The sequence below is a fragment of the Microbacterium sp. NPDC058342 genome, from assembly GCF_042723935.1.
Classification (GTDB): domain Bacteria; phylum Actinomycetota; class Actinomycetes; order Actinomycetales; family Microbacteriaceae; genus Microbacterium.
This window is the reverse complement of sequence record NZ_JBHXID010000002.1, coordinates 559,526-572,963: the sequence shown is the minus strand read 5'-3', so window position 1 is coordinate 572,963 and position 13,438 is coordinate 559,526. Positions and strand designations below refer to the sequence as shown.

Here is a 13,438-nt window from a genome sequence, read left to right as displayed (position 1 = left end):
GGCCGGCGATCCGGCGGCTCAGCCCGCGCTTAGGGACCGCTCGTAGACTGACGAGGTGAAGAAGCTGCCACCCCTCCTCGTCTACACCGTGCTGCGGTTGCTGGCGTTCATCGTGCCGCTGGCGATCCTGTGGTTCTTCTTCCCCATCTTCCGCGAGTTCTGGTGGCTCGCTGCGCTGTTCGCCGCACTGATCGGCATGAGCATCTCTCTGCTCTTCCTCCGCACGCCCCTGTCGCAGAGCTCGCGTGAGATCTACGAGAAGCGCGCCGCGTCCTCGCGCAAGCGTGAGACGGACGAGGACATCGAGGACCAGGCGAACCCCGACGCCTGACGCCGGCATCCGCACGACCCGCGACGATCACCTGCGCTTGAACGTGATGTGTGTCGTACCGCTCTCGGCGACCTCGCTGCTGACCTCGTAGCCGCTCTCCAGCCCGCGCAGGCCCGTCCAGATGCTTTCACCGCGACCGAGCACGATCGGTGCGACGGCGAGGTGCATTCGATCGACGAGCCCCGCTGAAAGGAACCGCCGCGCGACATCGACGCCTCCGCCGATACGCACGTCGGCGCTTCCCGCGAGCTCGGATGCCCGCGCCAGCGCCTCCTGGGGCGACGCGTCCACGAAGTGGAACACGGTTCCGTTGTCGAATTCGATCGCCGGGCGCGGGGTGTGCGTGAGCACGAGGACAGGGACACGGAACGGCGGGTCTTCGCCCCACCAGCCGCGCCAGTCGGGATCATCGCCGTAGGCGTGCAGCCCGAACATGCCCGCGCCCATGATCTCGGCGCCCGTTCCCACGAAGTACTGGGACGCGTACTTCTCGTCGACGCCGGTGGTTCCGGCGCCGGAGGTGTCGCCGAGCACCCGCTCGCGCATGGTGCGCGTGGAGACGTAGGCGTCGACCAGTCGCCCCCAGTCCTCGCCCATCGGGTTCTCCGGCGTCTGGTCAGTCGTCGTCGCGTACCCGTCGAGCGAGACGTTCATGTCGATCTTGACGGTCATCGTCAGCGCCCTTGATTCCCGGCGGCTGCGAGTGTCGCAGGGTTGGTGTCCTTGCCGTCGAGCCACAACGTGTCAGACGCGTCAGCGTGCGAACCGGAGCCGCCGACGTGCTTGTCGCTGATCTGCGGCCCCTTCGTGATCACGTGCACGAGCGCCATGCCGTGTCCGCGGCCGAGGTCGTAGTCGTTCTTCAACCACTCCAGGATGGGCGTCGCCTTGGTGCCCGCGCCGAAGCCGCGCTCGGATGCGATGTCGATGAACTGCCGGGGTGTGAGGCCGGTCTTGGTCTCGATGTTGTCGAGGTAGCTCTGGAAGGACATTGTGCTCCGATCAGTCGATGACGGTCTGGATGATGACGGCGGAGGCGTGGATGCCGATGAGGCGCATCGTGCCGACGCCGGTGTTGGTGAACGTGTGCGGGACGTAGGCAGGACCGGTGACCGTGTCGCCGGCCGTGGCGTGGATCTGCTCATCGCCAATGACGAAGGTGACGTCACCCTCGAGCACGACCCACGTCTCCGGATAAGGATGCCAGTGCAGCTGTGCGCCCTGGCCCGGCTGGTTGTCGACGTAGAAATACGAAACGTCTGCGCCGTGATCGCTGCCCTGGAACCGTCTGCTGACGCCGCGTCCCAGCAGGGTCTCGTGCGGGCGGACCAGCGTCGGCTCTGCGAGTGTGTTGACCATGGTGCTCCTTTCGTGCCTGTTCACTCTTCCGCGGCTCAGGGCGACGCTCTAGAGTTTCGATGTGGATCGAAACTCGTCCCCGGTCGAGGGGCAGGAGCACCCGGATCACCGGGTGGAGTTCCGGCTGACTCCTGGCGACATCCAAGCCGTGCGCTTCGGCATCTCGCCCGGGCATGAGCTCGTGCATGCGGTGCGCGCGCTGCTGCGCCCTGCGCAGCATCCGCTGCACTGGGGATGGCTGCGCGAGGCGCACGATCGGATGCCCGACGGTGCCTTCGGCCTGCTCGCCGACCTCGTCGGCGCAGACGGCTACCTTCCGGACTTCCTCACCACCGCACCCCGCTGGGATCTGACTCCGGAAGCCGAACTGGCCGCACTGCGCGACGCCGAGGTCCTGGGCATGCGCGTGGACCTCAGCAAGATGGTGCTGCGCTCGACGGGCGCGCGACAGGCGTCGCTGCGACGGATGCAGGCGCACCCGGAGCGCGCCAGGGAGCTGATCGCGGAGGCGTGGGAGCGCGTCTGGGACGCAGTACTGGCTCCGATCTGGCCGCAGCTGGAGCGGATTCTGCGTGCCGACATCGCCGTCCGCTCGCGCGCGATAACGACGGAGGGCATCGGACGGATGGCATCCGGCATCCACTCCGCAGTGAGCTGGCGCGACGACGCGGTGCGCGTCTCGCTGCGACGGCACAGTGAGGACGTCGACTGCCGAGGATCCGGTCTCGTGCTCGTGCCGTCGGTGATGGGCACCACAGGCTGCATGGTGCTCACCGAGCCGCCGGCGCAGCCGACCCTGTTCTATCCGGCGCAGGGGGTGACGGCAGGGTGGGCGCGCGACAACGTCGACACCGCGTCGGCGCTGGCCGCGCTGATGGGTGAGGCGCGCGCCGAGATCCTGCGCGCGGCGCATGTCGCGCGCACCACGTCGCAGGTCGCGGCGGATGCGGGCATCGCCGTGTCTACGGCGTCGCACCACCTCGGAGTGCTGCGCGCATCAGGCCTGGTGACGAGCACGCGGGAGGGCAATCGGATGCTGCATCTGCGCAGTCCGCTCGGCGAGGCGGTCGTCGGCGCAGCGCTGTGAGCCCGGCCGCTCCGGTCGCGCTTTCGGCCAGTCCTTCGGCGGGCTGTCAGCTGACGAGGGCCCAGTATGTGAGGCCGGCGTATGCGAGAGACGACAACGACGTGAGACTGAGCGCGATGATCAGCTCGCGGGGCTGCCGGTAGGTCCACACGATGAGCACGGCGGGGAGCACCGCGAGCAGCACGAGCAGCACCAGCCAGGCGACGGGGTAGAGAGTCAGCGCGAAGACGACGGTGACGGCGAACGGAGCCAGCACGAACAGGGTGAAGAGCACCTGCGTGGCCCGCCGGCCGATGAGCACCGTGAGGGTGCGCTTGCTGACCTTGCGGTCCTGGTCGATGTCACGCAGATTGTTGGCGAGCAGCACGGCGCAGGCGAACAGGCCCGCGGTGACGGCGGCGAGCCAGGCCTCGGCCGGCAGCGCGAGCGCCTGCACCCAGGTGGTGCCGAGCACGGCGACCAGGCCGAAGAACACGAAGACGAACAGCTCGCCCATCGCGTTGTAGCCGTACGGGCGCTTCCCCCCCGTGTAGAACCAGGCGGCCACGATGCTCAGGGCGCCGACGGCCAGCATCCACCACTGCTGCGTGCGGATGACGATCGCGAGTCCCACGACGGCGGCGAGAGCGAAGAAGATCAGCGCGGTGATCAGCACGCGCCGTGCGGGAACCCGGCCGGAGGCGGTGAGCCGGGCCGGGCCGACGCGCTCGGCGTCGGTGCCGCGGATGCCGTCGCTGTAGTCGTTCGCGAAGTTCACACCGATCTGCAGGAGGACCGCGACAGCCAGGCAGGCGAGGGCGATGACCCCGTGCAGGCGGTGGTCGACGACCTGCGCGGCGCCGGTGCCGAGCACCACGGGGGCGACCGCCAGGGGAAGGGTGCGCAGGCGCGCGGCCCCGATCCAGTCCTTCGCGGTGACCGGGCCGAGCTCGATCACCGGACGCCTGGCCGGGTTGCCCGAGGTGCGCTGCGACGCGCGCTTGCGCGTTCTCTTGGAGGATCCTGCCACGCAGGCATCCTACTGGCCACGCCGATGACGCCCGACGCGGTCAGGCAGGCGACACGATCGGGCGGCGCTCGTAGAAGGTCTGCAGGACCACGGTCGTGCGCGTGCGCACGTTCGCTGCGATGCGTACGTCGCGCACGAGCTGCTCCAGCGCACGGGGCGAGGCGACCCGCACGAACAGCATGTAGGCCGCATCGCCCGCGATGGAGTGACACGCCTCGATGGCGGTGAGATGCTCCAGCAGCTCGGGCGCGTTGTCCGGCTGCGCGGGATCGAGCGGGGTGATCTCGATGAAGGCCGAGAGCGGGGCGCCCACCGCCTCGGGATCGAGGACCGCCTGATAGCCGGTGATGACGCCGCGTGTCTCGAGGCGCTTCAGCCGCGACTGCACCGCCGAGGTCGACAGACCGACGCGCTCGGACAGCTGCGCGAGCGTCACCCGTCCGTCCTCGGAGACGGCTGCAAGGATCTCGCGGTCGACAGAATCATCCATGACTGGAATAATAGTGGTTGTATCCGACATTCGTCGGAAAATTTCCGTTGTTTCCTCAGGATCGGAGGTTCTGATGTCCTTCATCACCGCAAACTCTCAGGCTGTCATCGGCGAACCCGAGGTCGTGGCGGACGCGTCGACCGCCGAGACGAGCTCCGCCTGGAAACTGCTCAAGGACGCCGCGATCGCCCTCCGCCCGCTGCAGGTACAGGACGGGTCGGTGCCGGAGCAGGCCGATCGCGAGGCCGCAGCCGGGCACGTCGCGGCGATCATCGCGGGCATCCGCGCTCTCGCGCCGGCCTTCCCGCACGATGCCGACTACCTCGACGCGCTCGTGATCGACTTCCAGCGCTGGGCCGACGGCGGTTTCGCCGAGCCCGACTTCCTCGACTCGCTGATGGCGTTCCAGCCTCAGCAGCACCGCATCGACGGCATCCGCCACCTCGTCGTCTTCCCGATGTACACCCAGAACGGCTCGAGCGACCGCCTGGTCGAGGCGCTGATCGTCGAGACGATCTGGCCGGAGTTCATCGCCGAGCTCGAGGCGGGCGACTACGGCAACAAGCTGTTCGTCTCGTTGCGGTTGGTCGACTTCACCCCCGGCTACGACACGAACTCGGCCGTACTGTTCCCCGAGACGGTCGCCATGCGCGAGATCCCCTCCTTCACGTGGGGTGCGATCTTCCAGGACCGCGAGGCCGCCCGCTACCGGCGCGTCGTGCGCGCGGCATCCGAGATCACCAACCTCGAACTGCCCGAGCGCGCGGCGAAGATGCTCGATGACCAGGACGTCACCGAGAAGACCTTCGTGATGTGGGACATCATCCACGACCGCACCCACATGCGCGGCGACCTGCCGTTCGACCCCTTCATGATCAAGCAGCGGATGCCCTTCTTCCTCTACTCCCTGGAGGAGATGCGGTGCGACATGACCGCGTTCCGCGAGTCGGTGAAGATCGAGCGCGCGTTCGACGCCCGCCTCGCCGCCGGCGAGACGCTCACCGAGACCGAGCGGGAGATGCACGAGTACGCACACCTCGTGCAGTTCGCGGTGATCTTCGACCGGATCTTCCGCTTCGCCATCACCGGCAACCGCACGCGCAACTACGACGCCGTCGGCGGTCAGCTGCTGTTCGCCTGGCTGCACCAGCGCGGCGTGCTGCACTGGACCGACACCGCGCTCGCCTTCGACTGGGACAACGTGCCCGACGCCGTGGTGGCGCTGGGCGATGCGATCGACGACCTGTACTGGCACTCGATCGACCGCCCGAAGATCGCGCACTGGCTCGCAGCCTACGAGCTCGTCCGCGGCACGCTCACCCCGCACCCCGCTTCGCAGTGGGCGCGCGGCCTGAGCGACGAGATCCTCGCCGGTGCCCCCAAGGGCTACACCGACGCCGTGATGGACGACGAGTTCCCGCTGTCGATGTTCTTCGAGACGCTGAACAAGAAGATGAAGCCGGTCATCGAGTCGACGGTCGGAATCCGCGGCACCGACGACTGACCGGCGAGCCGCCGACCCGCCCCGAAGGAGTTGCTCATGACCTCATCCGGACGCACCGTCGTGCTCGCCGGTGCCACCAGCGCTTCCGGTCTCGCCACCGCCGCCGCCCTGGTCGCCGCCGGCGCCCGGGTGATCGCGACGGGCCGGTCGGCGCAACGTCTGGCCCCTCTCGCGGATGCCGGCGCGCAGACCGAGATCGCTGACGCGACCTCGTTCGCGGACATGTCGGCGCTCGCTGAGCGGATCGGCGCCGTCGACGCGGTCCTCCCCCTGGTGGGGGGCTGGCGCGGAGGCGGCGGGCTCGCCGGGCAGACCGATGAGGACTTCGCCGCCCTGCTGCCCGCCCTGCAGGCCGTGCGTGCGTCCAGCCGCGCCTTCGACGCGGCCGTCCGGGCATCGGATGCCGGCCGCTTCGCGGTCGTGTCCTCGCAGGCCGTCGTCCGCCCGCTCGCGGGCGGGGCGAACTACGCCGCCGTCAAGGCCGCGACCGAGGCATGGGCGCGGGCCGTCGCGCACGGCTTCGCCAAGGGAGCCCGGGATGCCGGTGAGCCGCTGCATGCGGCATCCGTCGTCTTCCGCGCCGAAGGCGCACTCGTGCCCGAGGCGCTGGCCACCGCGGTCGTGGGTCTGTGGGACCGGGACGCCGTCGAACTCAACGACACGGTCATCACGCTCTGATCAGCACCCGTCGCAAGATCAGCGGGACTCGCGCGTCTCCGGCGGCTGATCCGCCGACCCGTCGGGCCCCTCCGGGCGCTGGTCGTCGGCTCGTCCTCCCCGGGCGGCGATCGGGTCGAGCGCGACGTCGGCCTGGGCGACGTCTGCGCCTTCGGAGGCGGGACCGCCGGCGATCGACCCCGGGTCGGCGGGTGCCCGCTCGTACAGTTCGCTGAGCCGGTGGTACGACCGGGTCAGGAAGGCGAGTCCCGCCACGATCACCATGATCAGACCGGAGAAAAGGCAGAGAAGGGCGATACCGCGTGCCTCGCCCTCGCCGAGCAGCCAGCCCCAGTCCATCCGCCCCTGCTCGCCGCGCATGTACGGGATGATCAAAAACTCCGCGAGCGGCGCGATGAGGAAGGCCGTGACCGGAGCCGCGGCGGCCTCCATCGCCTGCGCCATGCCGAACACGCGGCCCTGCCTGGCGAACGGCACCACCTTCTGGATCACCGTCTGCTCCGCCGCCTCGACCGGCGGGACCATCATCATGTACAGCCACATGCCGACCGCGAACAGCGGCCACCACTCGCGCAGCATGAAGACCGATCCCAGCACGCCCATCGCGATCACGATCAGCAGCATCGTGCGCACCGGGCGACGTCCGAGCCCGAACTTCGCCACCAGCGCCCCTCCGATCAGGAAGCCCGTCGACGCGAACGCGAGCACGATGCCCCACATCTGCGCCGAGAAGAGCGTCAGCCCGTACGGGTCCATCAGCGCCATGTAGACGCCGCCGATCAGGTTGTTGAAGGTGGAGAACACGATCAGCGCGAACAGTCCCGGTGCCTGCCGGATCGCGGCGACGCTGCCGCGGAAGTCGAGGGCGCTCGGGGCCTGGGGATCGCGCTGCGGAGCCTGCTCGGGAATGCGCACGAACAACAGGTGCACGAAGGTCAGGACCATCGCGGCGACCGCGATCGCCAACGTCCAGCCCATGCCGAGGAAGCCGATCGACAGGCCGGAGAAGACGCTCGTGATGAGGAAGGCGATGCCCTGCACGGTGCCGACCAGACCGTTCGCGTTCGCACGCCTCTCCTCGGGGATGAGCAGCGTGACCGTCGTGGACAGAGCGATGCTGCGCAACTGCTCGATGACGCCGCCGCAGAGGATGACGAGGGCGAACAGCCAGAACCACGGCCCGCCGAGGTCGAGCAGAGCCGATTCGGGCTGCCACAGGTACAGCAGACCTGCCGCGACGAACGCGACCGCCGACACGACGCTGGACAGCACCATCACCGTGTGCTTGCGGTACCGGTCGACGATCGTGCCGAACACCATCGAGAAGAAGGCGATCAGCAGCATGTAGGCCCCGCCGATGACGCCCGTGGCGAGCACCGACTGGGTCTCGATGTACACCCAGAACGTCAGCGCGAACCACAGGAAGCTCGTCGTCACGTTGGCGATGAGCGTGTTGACGAGGACGTTCGCGAACGCCCGCGTCTGGATGGATCCCTTCACGGATTCGAGAGTAGCCAGCGCCGCCGACATTCGACAGGGTCGTCCGTGAGCCGCCCGCGCCGAGGCCCTAGGCTTGTACGGTGAGCGCTCTGCATGACACCGCCGTCCGCGGCTTCGCATCCGACAACTACTCCGGCATCCACCCCGAGGTGCTCGCCGCGATCTCGGAGGCCGCCGGCGGCCACCAGGGCGCGTACGGCGGCGACGTGTACACCGCACGGCTGCAGGAGGTCTTCGCCGGGCACTTCGGCGAGGGCGTTCAGGCGTTCCCCGTCTTCAACGGCACCGGCGCGAACGTCACCGGTCTGCAGTCGATGCTTCCGCGCTGGGGCGCGGTGATCTCGGCGACCACGGCGCACATCAACGTCGACGAAGGCGGCGCACCCGAGCGCATCGGCGGCTTCAAGCTGCTCACCGTGCCCACCGACGACGGCAAGCTCACCCCCGAGCTCGTGGACCGCGAGGCGTGGGGGTGGGGCGACGAGCACCGCGCCCAGCCGCTGGTCGTCTCGATCACGCAGTCCACCGAGCTCGGCACTCTCTACACCGTCGACGAGATCGCGGCTCTCGCCGAGCACGCGCACCAGCGCGGCATGAGGCTGCACCTCGACGGCGCGCGTCTCTCCAACGCCGCCGCCGCCCTCGACGCACCGCTGCGCGCCTTCACCACCGACGCCGGCGTCGACGTGCTCAGCTTCGGCGGCACCAAGAACGGCGCGATGCTGGGCGAGGCGATCGTGGTGCTCGACCCCGAAGCCTCCGACGGACTGGTCTACAGCCGCAAGTACAACATGCAGCTGGCCTCGAAGATGCGCTTCGTGTCGGCGCAGCTCATCGCCCTGCTGGAAGGCGACCTGTGGCTGCGCAACGCGCGTCACTCGAACGCGATGGCACAGCGCCTGCGCACCGCGGTCGAGCAGGGGCTCGCCGACGGCAGCATCCGCGGCGTCGAGTTCACCCAGCCCACTCAGTCGAACGGGGTTTTCGCCACCCTGCCCGACGGTGTCGCCGACCGGCTGCGCGAGACGTTCCGCTTCTACGACTGGGATGCCTCGCGCAACGAAGTGCGCTGGATGTGCAGCTTCGACACGCAGGAGTCGGACGTCGACGCCTTCGTCGCCGAGCTCGGCCGCCTCACCGCGTCCTGACCGGCGTCAGCCCTCGACGACGCGGGTGAACTCCGCACGCGTGGTCCGCAGGTGCGCCCGCATCGCCTCGTCGGCGGCCTGTGCCTCGCCGCGTCGCACCGCGTCGAGGATGAGTTCGTGCGCGTGCCAGCTCGACTCCTTCACGAAGTCGAAGCTCATCAGATCCACCGGCTCGAACATGCGCACGCGCGCCTCCTCCACCGCATCGCGCACGAACGCGTTCCCTGAGGCTTCGGCCAGGGCGAGGTGGAAGGCCGTGTCGGCGACGCGGGACTGCGCCTTCGTGATCGCCGCTGCGAGGTCGCTCTGCGCCGAGGCCATCGCCTCGAGGTCGGCATCCGTGCGGCGTGCCGCCGCGAGCGCCGCACCACCCGACTCGACGATCTCGCGGAACTCGGTGAGCGCCCCGATCTCGGCCGCCCTCGTGCGCACCTCTTCGCGGATGAGCCGGGGATCGAGCGCTGCGTCCTGCACGATCGCTCCGCCGGAGGCGCCGCGAGTGATGACGATCTGACCGCTGCCCTCCAGGATGCGCAGCGCCTGCCTCAGCGTCTCCCGCGAGACGCCCAGCTGCTCTGCGAGCCGGCGCTCGGGTGGCAGCCGGTCGCCCGGCTGTATCCGGCCGAGGGCCATCTCGCGTCGAAGGAACCCGACGACCGCCTGATATCCGGAGACCGGCTGCAGCACGGCACGCGAGAAGTCGTGCGGCGCGTCGCCCTGCTCACCCATCGGCGCTCCTCCGGTCAGAGGGGAAGCCCGGGCCGGTCCCGGCCGACGATTCGCTTTCCCACGAAGAAGTCAAGCACATCGTCATCACCGTGCCCGCCCAGCCCGCTCGCGCCGAAGAAGCTCTGCGCCGAGGCCGGCGACATGTCGAGGACACTGGTGCCGTTGACCTTGACCTCACCGGCGATGAGCTTGGTCCCCAGCGCCGCGGCCTGTTCCTCGTCGGCGCCGAACACGTAGCCGGCGAGCCCGACCTGGCCGGTGTTCGCGAGCCGCACCGCCTCGTCCTCGTCGTCATAGCCGCCGACGAGCAGCATCGGACCGAACACCTCCTCGGCGAGCCCCGGACCGTCGAGCACGACGACCGTCGGCGCGAAGAACCAGCCCTGCGCCGGGACCTGCGCGACCTGGAGGAGCTCGGCACCACGCTGCGCGAGGCGCTCGCGCTGCTCGGCCAGCTCACGGTGGCGATCCGCGAAGGCGACCGGGCCGACCTCGGTCGTGTCATCGAGACTGGACCCGATCACCCGGCGACCGAACTCCTCGACGAGCAGATGGGCGAGCTCGCCCCGACGCGCGCGATCGACGAGCACCCGCCGCGGAGCCTCGCACCACTGCCCCGAGAGCTTGAGCACGCCGTCGGCGATCGCCTTCGCGGCCTGCGCGAGATCAGCATCCCTGCGCACGACAGCGGCGTTGTTCGATCCGAGCTCCAGCTGGAGTCGGGCGAACCGCGGCGCCGCCGTGGCGGCGATCGCACGTCCCGTCGGCGTGGATCCCGTCATCGAGATCGCAGCGACGCGTTCGTCGGCGACCAGTGCCCTTCCGATCGCACCGCCGCCTTGCACGAGTCCGACCACCCCCTCCGGGATGCCCGACTCGCGCACTCCCTCCATCAGCACCTGGGCGCTCCACGGCGAGAAGGACGACGGCTTGAGCACGATGGTCGCCCCCGCGGCGAGGGCGAAGGCCGCCTTCTTCACCGCCATGGCACTCGGGGCGTTCCACGGCAGGATGAGCGCGGTCGGCCCCCACGGCACCCGGTGGAGCCGCACTCCGCCCTGTTCCGCGGGCAGATCGCGCACATCGCCCGACGCCGTCGCGCGACGTGCTGCGTCTCGCAGTGTCGCGCCGTTGGCGCCGCCGAAGAGTCGCGTCACGGTGATCGGCACGCCGCTGTTGAGTGCGTCGAGGTGCGCGATCTCCTCGGCGCGGTCGTCGAGCCAGGCGGCCAGCTTCTCCAGCCGATCGGCGCGCTCTTCGGGTCCGAGTCCCCGCCAGCGGCCGTCGTCGTGCGCTCGAGCGGCGGCGGCGACGGCCCGGTCCACCTGGTCCAGCGAGCTCGACGCCGATGGCGCGAGCTGCTCCCCGGTGTTCGGGTCGTGAAGCCAGGAGCCGTCGTGCTCCGGGCTGTCCTCGGCGACACCGCCGATCCAGGTGCGCAGGGCGGGATAGGTCATGTCAGATCCGATCGAAGTAACGGTGCAGGTCCCAGTCGGAGACGCGGGACATGAACGTCGTCCACTCGTGCTCGAGCAGGATCTTCTGATGCGAGATCAGTTCGGGCGCGAGCATCTCCCGCACGAGCGGACTCTCCGCGAAGAGCGCGGCGGCCTGCCGCGGATCCGCGGGCATGGCGTCGTCACCGGGAAGGTCGTATGCGCTCCCGCTGACCGGGTCGCCCAGAGCGGAGCCCTTCTGCATCCCGTCGCGTGCGGAGGCCAGAATGCCGGCCAGCGCGAAGTACGGATTCGTGTCCGCGCCGGGCAGCCGGAACTCGAACCGCAGCGCCCGGGACGAGTGGCCCACGACCCGGACCGTCGTCGTGCGGTTGTCGAAGCCCCAGGTGCGCCCACTGCCCGCCACGTCCGTCGAGTTGCTGCGGCGGTAGGAGTTGACGGTCGGTGCGTACCAGGCCATGAGCGCAGGAGCATGATTCAGGGCTCCGGCGATCGCGGAACGCATCCGTGCGCTCAGACGGTCGGACGCTGACTCGTCCCAGAACACCGCCGCGCCCTCGTCGTCGACGAAGGAGACGTGCACGTGGCAGGACGATCCGGGCTGGTCGTTCAGGGGCCGCGCCATGAACGTCGCAGACATGCCGGCGCGAGCGGCGGTGTCGCGCACGGCCAGCTTGTACAGCGAGTGGCGGTCGGCCATCTCGAGAGGGTCGCCGTACTCGAAGGTCATCTCCCATTGCCCGAGACCCCACTCGCTCTGCGCCGCTTCGACGAGGATGCCGCTGGCGCGAAGGTCGGAGCGCAGCTTCTGGAAGAACGGCTCGTAGAGATTGCCCTCGTGGATCATGAAGTCCGACGGCGTGAGGGTCGTCGGGTCGAGATCGCGGAATCCGGAGCGGCGCAGCTCACGTGGGTCGTTGCGGAAGAGGTAGAACTCCAGCTCGGTGCCGGCCAGCGGCGTCAGCCCGGTCTCGCGGATGCGGGCGAGCTCCTGCTTCAGGATGACCCGCGGAGAGATCGCCATCGGCTCATGCGTGTGCACGTCGACCGGATCCGCGAGGCAGATCGCGACGCCCTCGAGCCAGGCAGCAGGTCGCAGCGTCTCCAGGTCGGGGATCAGGGTCACGTCGGGCACGCCGTTGTGCATGCCGCACAGGGCGAACCTGTTCGCGTCGATGAGCTCGAGGCCCTGATCGATGTCCCATGCCCAGGCGCACGTGCAGATGTCGACCCCGTTCTCGACGACGCGCCCGAAGCCCTCGACGGGGATCCGCCGCCCGACGAGGCGGCCCTGCATGTCGGGAGTGGCGACGATCACCGTGCGGATGCCGGCCGCCGTCAGGTCTTCGGGCGCGAGGCGCACATCGTCGATCATCGCGTCAGCCACCCTCCGTCGACGGGGAGCTGGATGCCGTCGATCCACGACGCCTCCTCGCTGAGCAGCCAGGACACGGCCGCGGCGATGTCGGCGGGCTGGCCCACGCGCGGCACGAGCAGCCGCTGCTTCATGAACTCGAGCGCCTCCGCACTCGTGACGCTCTCGTAGTCGAAGAAGTCGGTGGCGATCGGGCCGGGCGCGACGCAGTTGACGCGGATGTTCTTGCCTGCGAGCTCGACGGCGAGCGCCTTGGTGAGCATCGGGACCCCGCCCTTGCTGGCGTTGTAGTGCGGCTGGGCCGTGCCCGTGCTGGTCACGACGACGAGCGCCTCGACCGTCGAGAGATTCACGATGGCGCCGCCACCCGACTCGGCGATGAGGGGCGCGACCTCCTGCGCGACGAGGAACTGTCCCTTGAGGTTGATGTCGAAGACGAAGTCCCAGGCCTCCTCGGTCAGAGTCTCGAAGGAGTGCTCGGTGACGACCCCGGCGTTGTTCACGAGCAGGTGCAGCGACCCCCACGCCTCACGGGCCAGATCGACGGCGGCCCGGATCTGCTCGCGCGAGCGGACGTCGACCACCGCCGAGAGCGCCGAGCCGCCTGCCTCCTCGATCAGGCGCACGGTCTCCGCTGCGCCGTCGGCCGACACATCGGTCACGAGGATGCGCGCGCCCTCGCCCGCCAGGCGCAGAGCCGTCTCACGGCCGATGCCCGATCCTGCGCCGGTGATGAGCGCGTTCTTGTCTGCGTGTCGCATTTCTTCTCCT

The 13,438-nt window shown here is 69.4% G+C and carries 15 protein-coding genes; 5 read left to right on the top strand and 10 right to left on the bottom strand.

All coding sequences use genetic code 11. The features are described 5' to 3' along the window. The first annotated feature begins 55 nt into the window (after window positions 1-55). Entirely contained in the window at window positions 56-331 is a 276-nt protein-coding gene (locus ACFWHT_RS12615) for a DUF4229 domain-containing protein (protein ID WP_378829029.1), read from the top strand. Window positions 332-358: 27 nt separating this feature from the next. Here ACFWHT_RS12615 and ACFWHT_RS12610 read toward each other — a convergent pair whose 3' ends face one another. The 3 genes from ACFWHT_RS12610 to ACFWHT_RS12600 are packed head-to-tail and all read right to left on the bottom strand — an operon-like array spanning window position 359 to window position 1,690. Continuing rightward, the gene (locus ACFWHT_RS12610) at window positions 359-1,003 is read right to left on the bottom strand and encodes a dihydrofolate reductase family protein (RefSeq protein ID WP_378829027.1); all 645 of its coding nucleotides are present in this window, start codon (window positions 1,001-1,003) and stop codon (window positions 359-361) included. 2 nt (window positions 1,004-1,005) lie between these two features. Continuing rightward, on the bottom strand, window positions 1,006-1,323 hold the full coding sequence (locus ACFWHT_RS12605) for a DUF4287 domain-containing protein (protein WP_378829025.1): 318 nt from the start codon (window positions 1,321-1,323) through the stop codon (window positions 1,006-1,008). 10 nt (window positions 1,324-1,333) lie between these two features. Further along, complete coding sequence (locus ACFWHT_RS12600; protein WP_378829023.1) at window positions 1,334-1,690, bottom strand: cupin domain-containing protein; 357 nt, start codon at window positions 1,688-1,690, stop codon at window positions 1,334-1,336. Window positions 1,691-1,751: 61 nt separating this feature from the next. On the opposite strand from ACFWHT_RS12600, the gene ACFWHT_RS12595 reads away from it, so the two are divergent. Continuing rightward, window positions 1,752-2,777 (top strand): DUF5937 family protein, encoded by a 1,026-nt coding sequence (locus ACFWHT_RS12595; protein ID WP_378829021.1) that lies wholly within the window; start codon window positions 1,752-1,754, stop codon window positions 2,775-2,777. Window positions 2,778-2,823: 46 nt separating this feature from the next. On the opposite strand, the gene ACFWHT_RS12590 is transcribed toward ACFWHT_RS12595, so the two are convergent. Together ACFWHT_RS12590 and ACFWHT_RS12585 are read right to left on the bottom strand one after the other, a co-directional pair. Next, entirely contained in the window at window positions 2,824-3,786 is a 963-nt protein-coding gene (locus ACFWHT_RS12590) for a 1,4-dihydroxy-2-naphthoate polyprenyltransferase (protein WP_378829019.1), read from the bottom strand. Window positions 3,787-3,826: 40 nt separating this feature from the next. Then, window positions 3,827-4,276: an Lrp/AsnC family transcriptional regulator gene (locus tag ACFWHT_RS12585; RefSeq protein WP_378829016.1), complete on the bottom strand. Its 450-nt coding sequence runs from the start codon at window positions 4,274-4,276 to the stop codon at window positions 3,827-3,829. A 73-nt stretch (window positions 4,277-4,349) separates the two neighbouring features. Between ACFWHT_RS12585 and ACFWHT_RS12580 the strand changes: the two genes are divergently transcribed. After that, entirely contained in the window at window positions 4,350-5,780 is a 1,431-nt protein-coding gene (locus ACFWHT_RS12580; RefSeq protein ID WP_378829014.1) for a DUF6421 family protein, read from the top strand. Window positions 5,781-5,816: 36 nt separating this feature from the next. Beyond that, a complete protein-coding gene (locus ACFWHT_RS12575; protein ID WP_378829012.1) occupies window positions 5,817-6,458 on the top strand; it encodes an SDR family NAD(P)-dependent oxidoreductase in 642 nt (213 codons plus the stop codon). Between the two features lie 18 nt (window positions 6,459-6,476). Here the strand turns inward: ACFWHT_RS12575 and ACFWHT_RS12570 are convergent, their stop codons facing one another. Continuing rightward, a complete protein-coding gene (locus ACFWHT_RS12570; protein WP_378829010.1) occupies window positions 6,477-7,988 on the bottom strand; it encodes an MFS transporter in 1,512 nt (503 codons plus the stop codon). A gap of 50 nt (window positions 7,989-8,038) precedes the next feature. On the opposite strand from ACFWHT_RS12570, the gene ACFWHT_RS12565 reads away from it, so the two are divergent. Continuing rightward, window positions 8,039-9,106: a threonine aldolase family protein gene (locus ACFWHT_RS12565; protein WP_378829008.1), complete on the top strand. Its 1,068-nt coding sequence runs from the start codon at window positions 8,039-8,041 to the stop codon at window positions 9,104-9,106. A 6-nt stretch (window positions 9,107-9,112) separates the two neighbouring features. Here ACFWHT_RS12565 and ACFWHT_RS12560 read toward each other — a convergent pair whose 3' ends face one another. The 4 genes from ACFWHT_RS12560 to ACFWHT_RS12545 are packed head-to-tail and all read right to left on the bottom strand — an operon-like array spanning window position 9,113 to window position 13,428. Continuing rightward, window positions 9,113-9,835, bottom strand: coding sequence for a FadR/GntR family transcriptional regulator (locus ACFWHT_RS12560; RefSeq protein ID WP_378829006.1), 723 nt, complete (start codon window positions 9,833-9,835; stop codon window positions 9,113-9,115). Between the two features lie 14 nt (window positions 9,836-9,849). Then, a complete protein-coding gene (locus ACFWHT_RS12555; protein ID WP_378829004.1) occupies window positions 9,850-11,292 on the bottom strand; it encodes an aldehyde dehydrogenase family protein in 1,443 nt (480 codons plus the stop codon). A 1-nt stretch (window position 11,293) separates the two neighbouring features. Then, window positions 11,294-12,667: a glutamine synthetase family protein gene (locus ACFWHT_RS12550; protein WP_378829002.1), complete on the bottom strand. Its 1,374-nt coding sequence runs from the start codon at window positions 12,665-12,667 to the stop codon at window positions 11,294-11,296. After that, window positions 12,664-13,428, bottom strand: coding sequence for an SDR family NAD(P)-dependent oxidoreductase (locus tag ACFWHT_RS12545; RefSeq protein WP_378829000.1), 765 nt, complete (start codon window positions 13,426-13,428; stop codon window positions 12,664-12,666). Before ACFWHT_RS12545 ends, ACFWHT_RS12550 begins: the two co-directional genes overlap by 4 nt. Window positions 13,429-13,438: the final 10 nt, after the last annotated feature.

Excerpts from the sequence above, each read along its gene's own strand:
- ACFWHT_RS12610 (WP_378829027.1), bottom strand. The coding sequence starts at position 1,003 with ATGACCGTCAAGATCGACATGAACGTCTCGCTCGACGGGTACGCGACG.
- ACFWHT_RS12605 (WP_378829025.1), bottom strand. The coding sequence starts at position 1,323 with ATGTCCTTCCAGAGCTACCTCGACAACATCGAGACCAAGACCGGCCTC.
- ACFWHT_RS12600 (WP_378829023.1), bottom strand. The coding sequence starts at position 1,690 with ATGGTCAACACACTCGCAGAGCCGACGCTGGTCCGCCCGCACGAGACC.
- ACFWHT_RS12585 (WP_378829016.1), bottom strand. The coding sequence starts at position 4,276 with ATGGATGATTCTGTCGACCGCGAGATCCTTGCAGCCGTCTCCGAGGAC.
- ACFWHT_RS12580 (WP_378829014.1), top strand. The coding sequence starts at position 4,350 with ATGTCCTTCATCACCGCAAACTCTCAGGCTGTCATCGGCGAACCCGAG.
- ACFWHT_RS12575 (WP_378829012.1), top strand. The coding sequence starts at position 5,817 with ATGACCTCATCCGGACGCACCGTCGTGCTCGCCGGTGCCACCAGCGCT.
- ACFWHT_RS12570 (WP_378829010.1), bottom strand. The coding sequence starts at position 7,988 with ATGTCGGCGGCGCTGGCTACTCTCGAATCCGTGAAGGGATCCATCCAG.
- ACFWHT_RS12560 (WP_378829006.1), bottom strand. The coding sequence starts at position 9,835 with ATGGGTGAGCAGGGCGACGCGCCGCACGACTTCTCGCGTGCCGTGCTG.
- ACFWHT_RS12555 (WP_378829004.1), bottom strand. The coding sequence starts at position 11,292 with ATGACCTATCCCGCCCTGCGCACCTGGATCGGCGGTGTCGCCGAGGAC.
- ACFWHT_RS12550 (WP_378829002.1), bottom strand. The coding sequence starts at position 12,667 with ATGATCGACGATGTGCGCCTCGCGCCCGAAGACCTGACGGCGGCCGGC.
- ACFWHT_RS12545 (WP_378829000.1), bottom strand. The coding sequence starts at position 13,428 with ATGCGACACGCAGACAAGAACGCGCTCATCACCGGCGCAGGATCGGGC.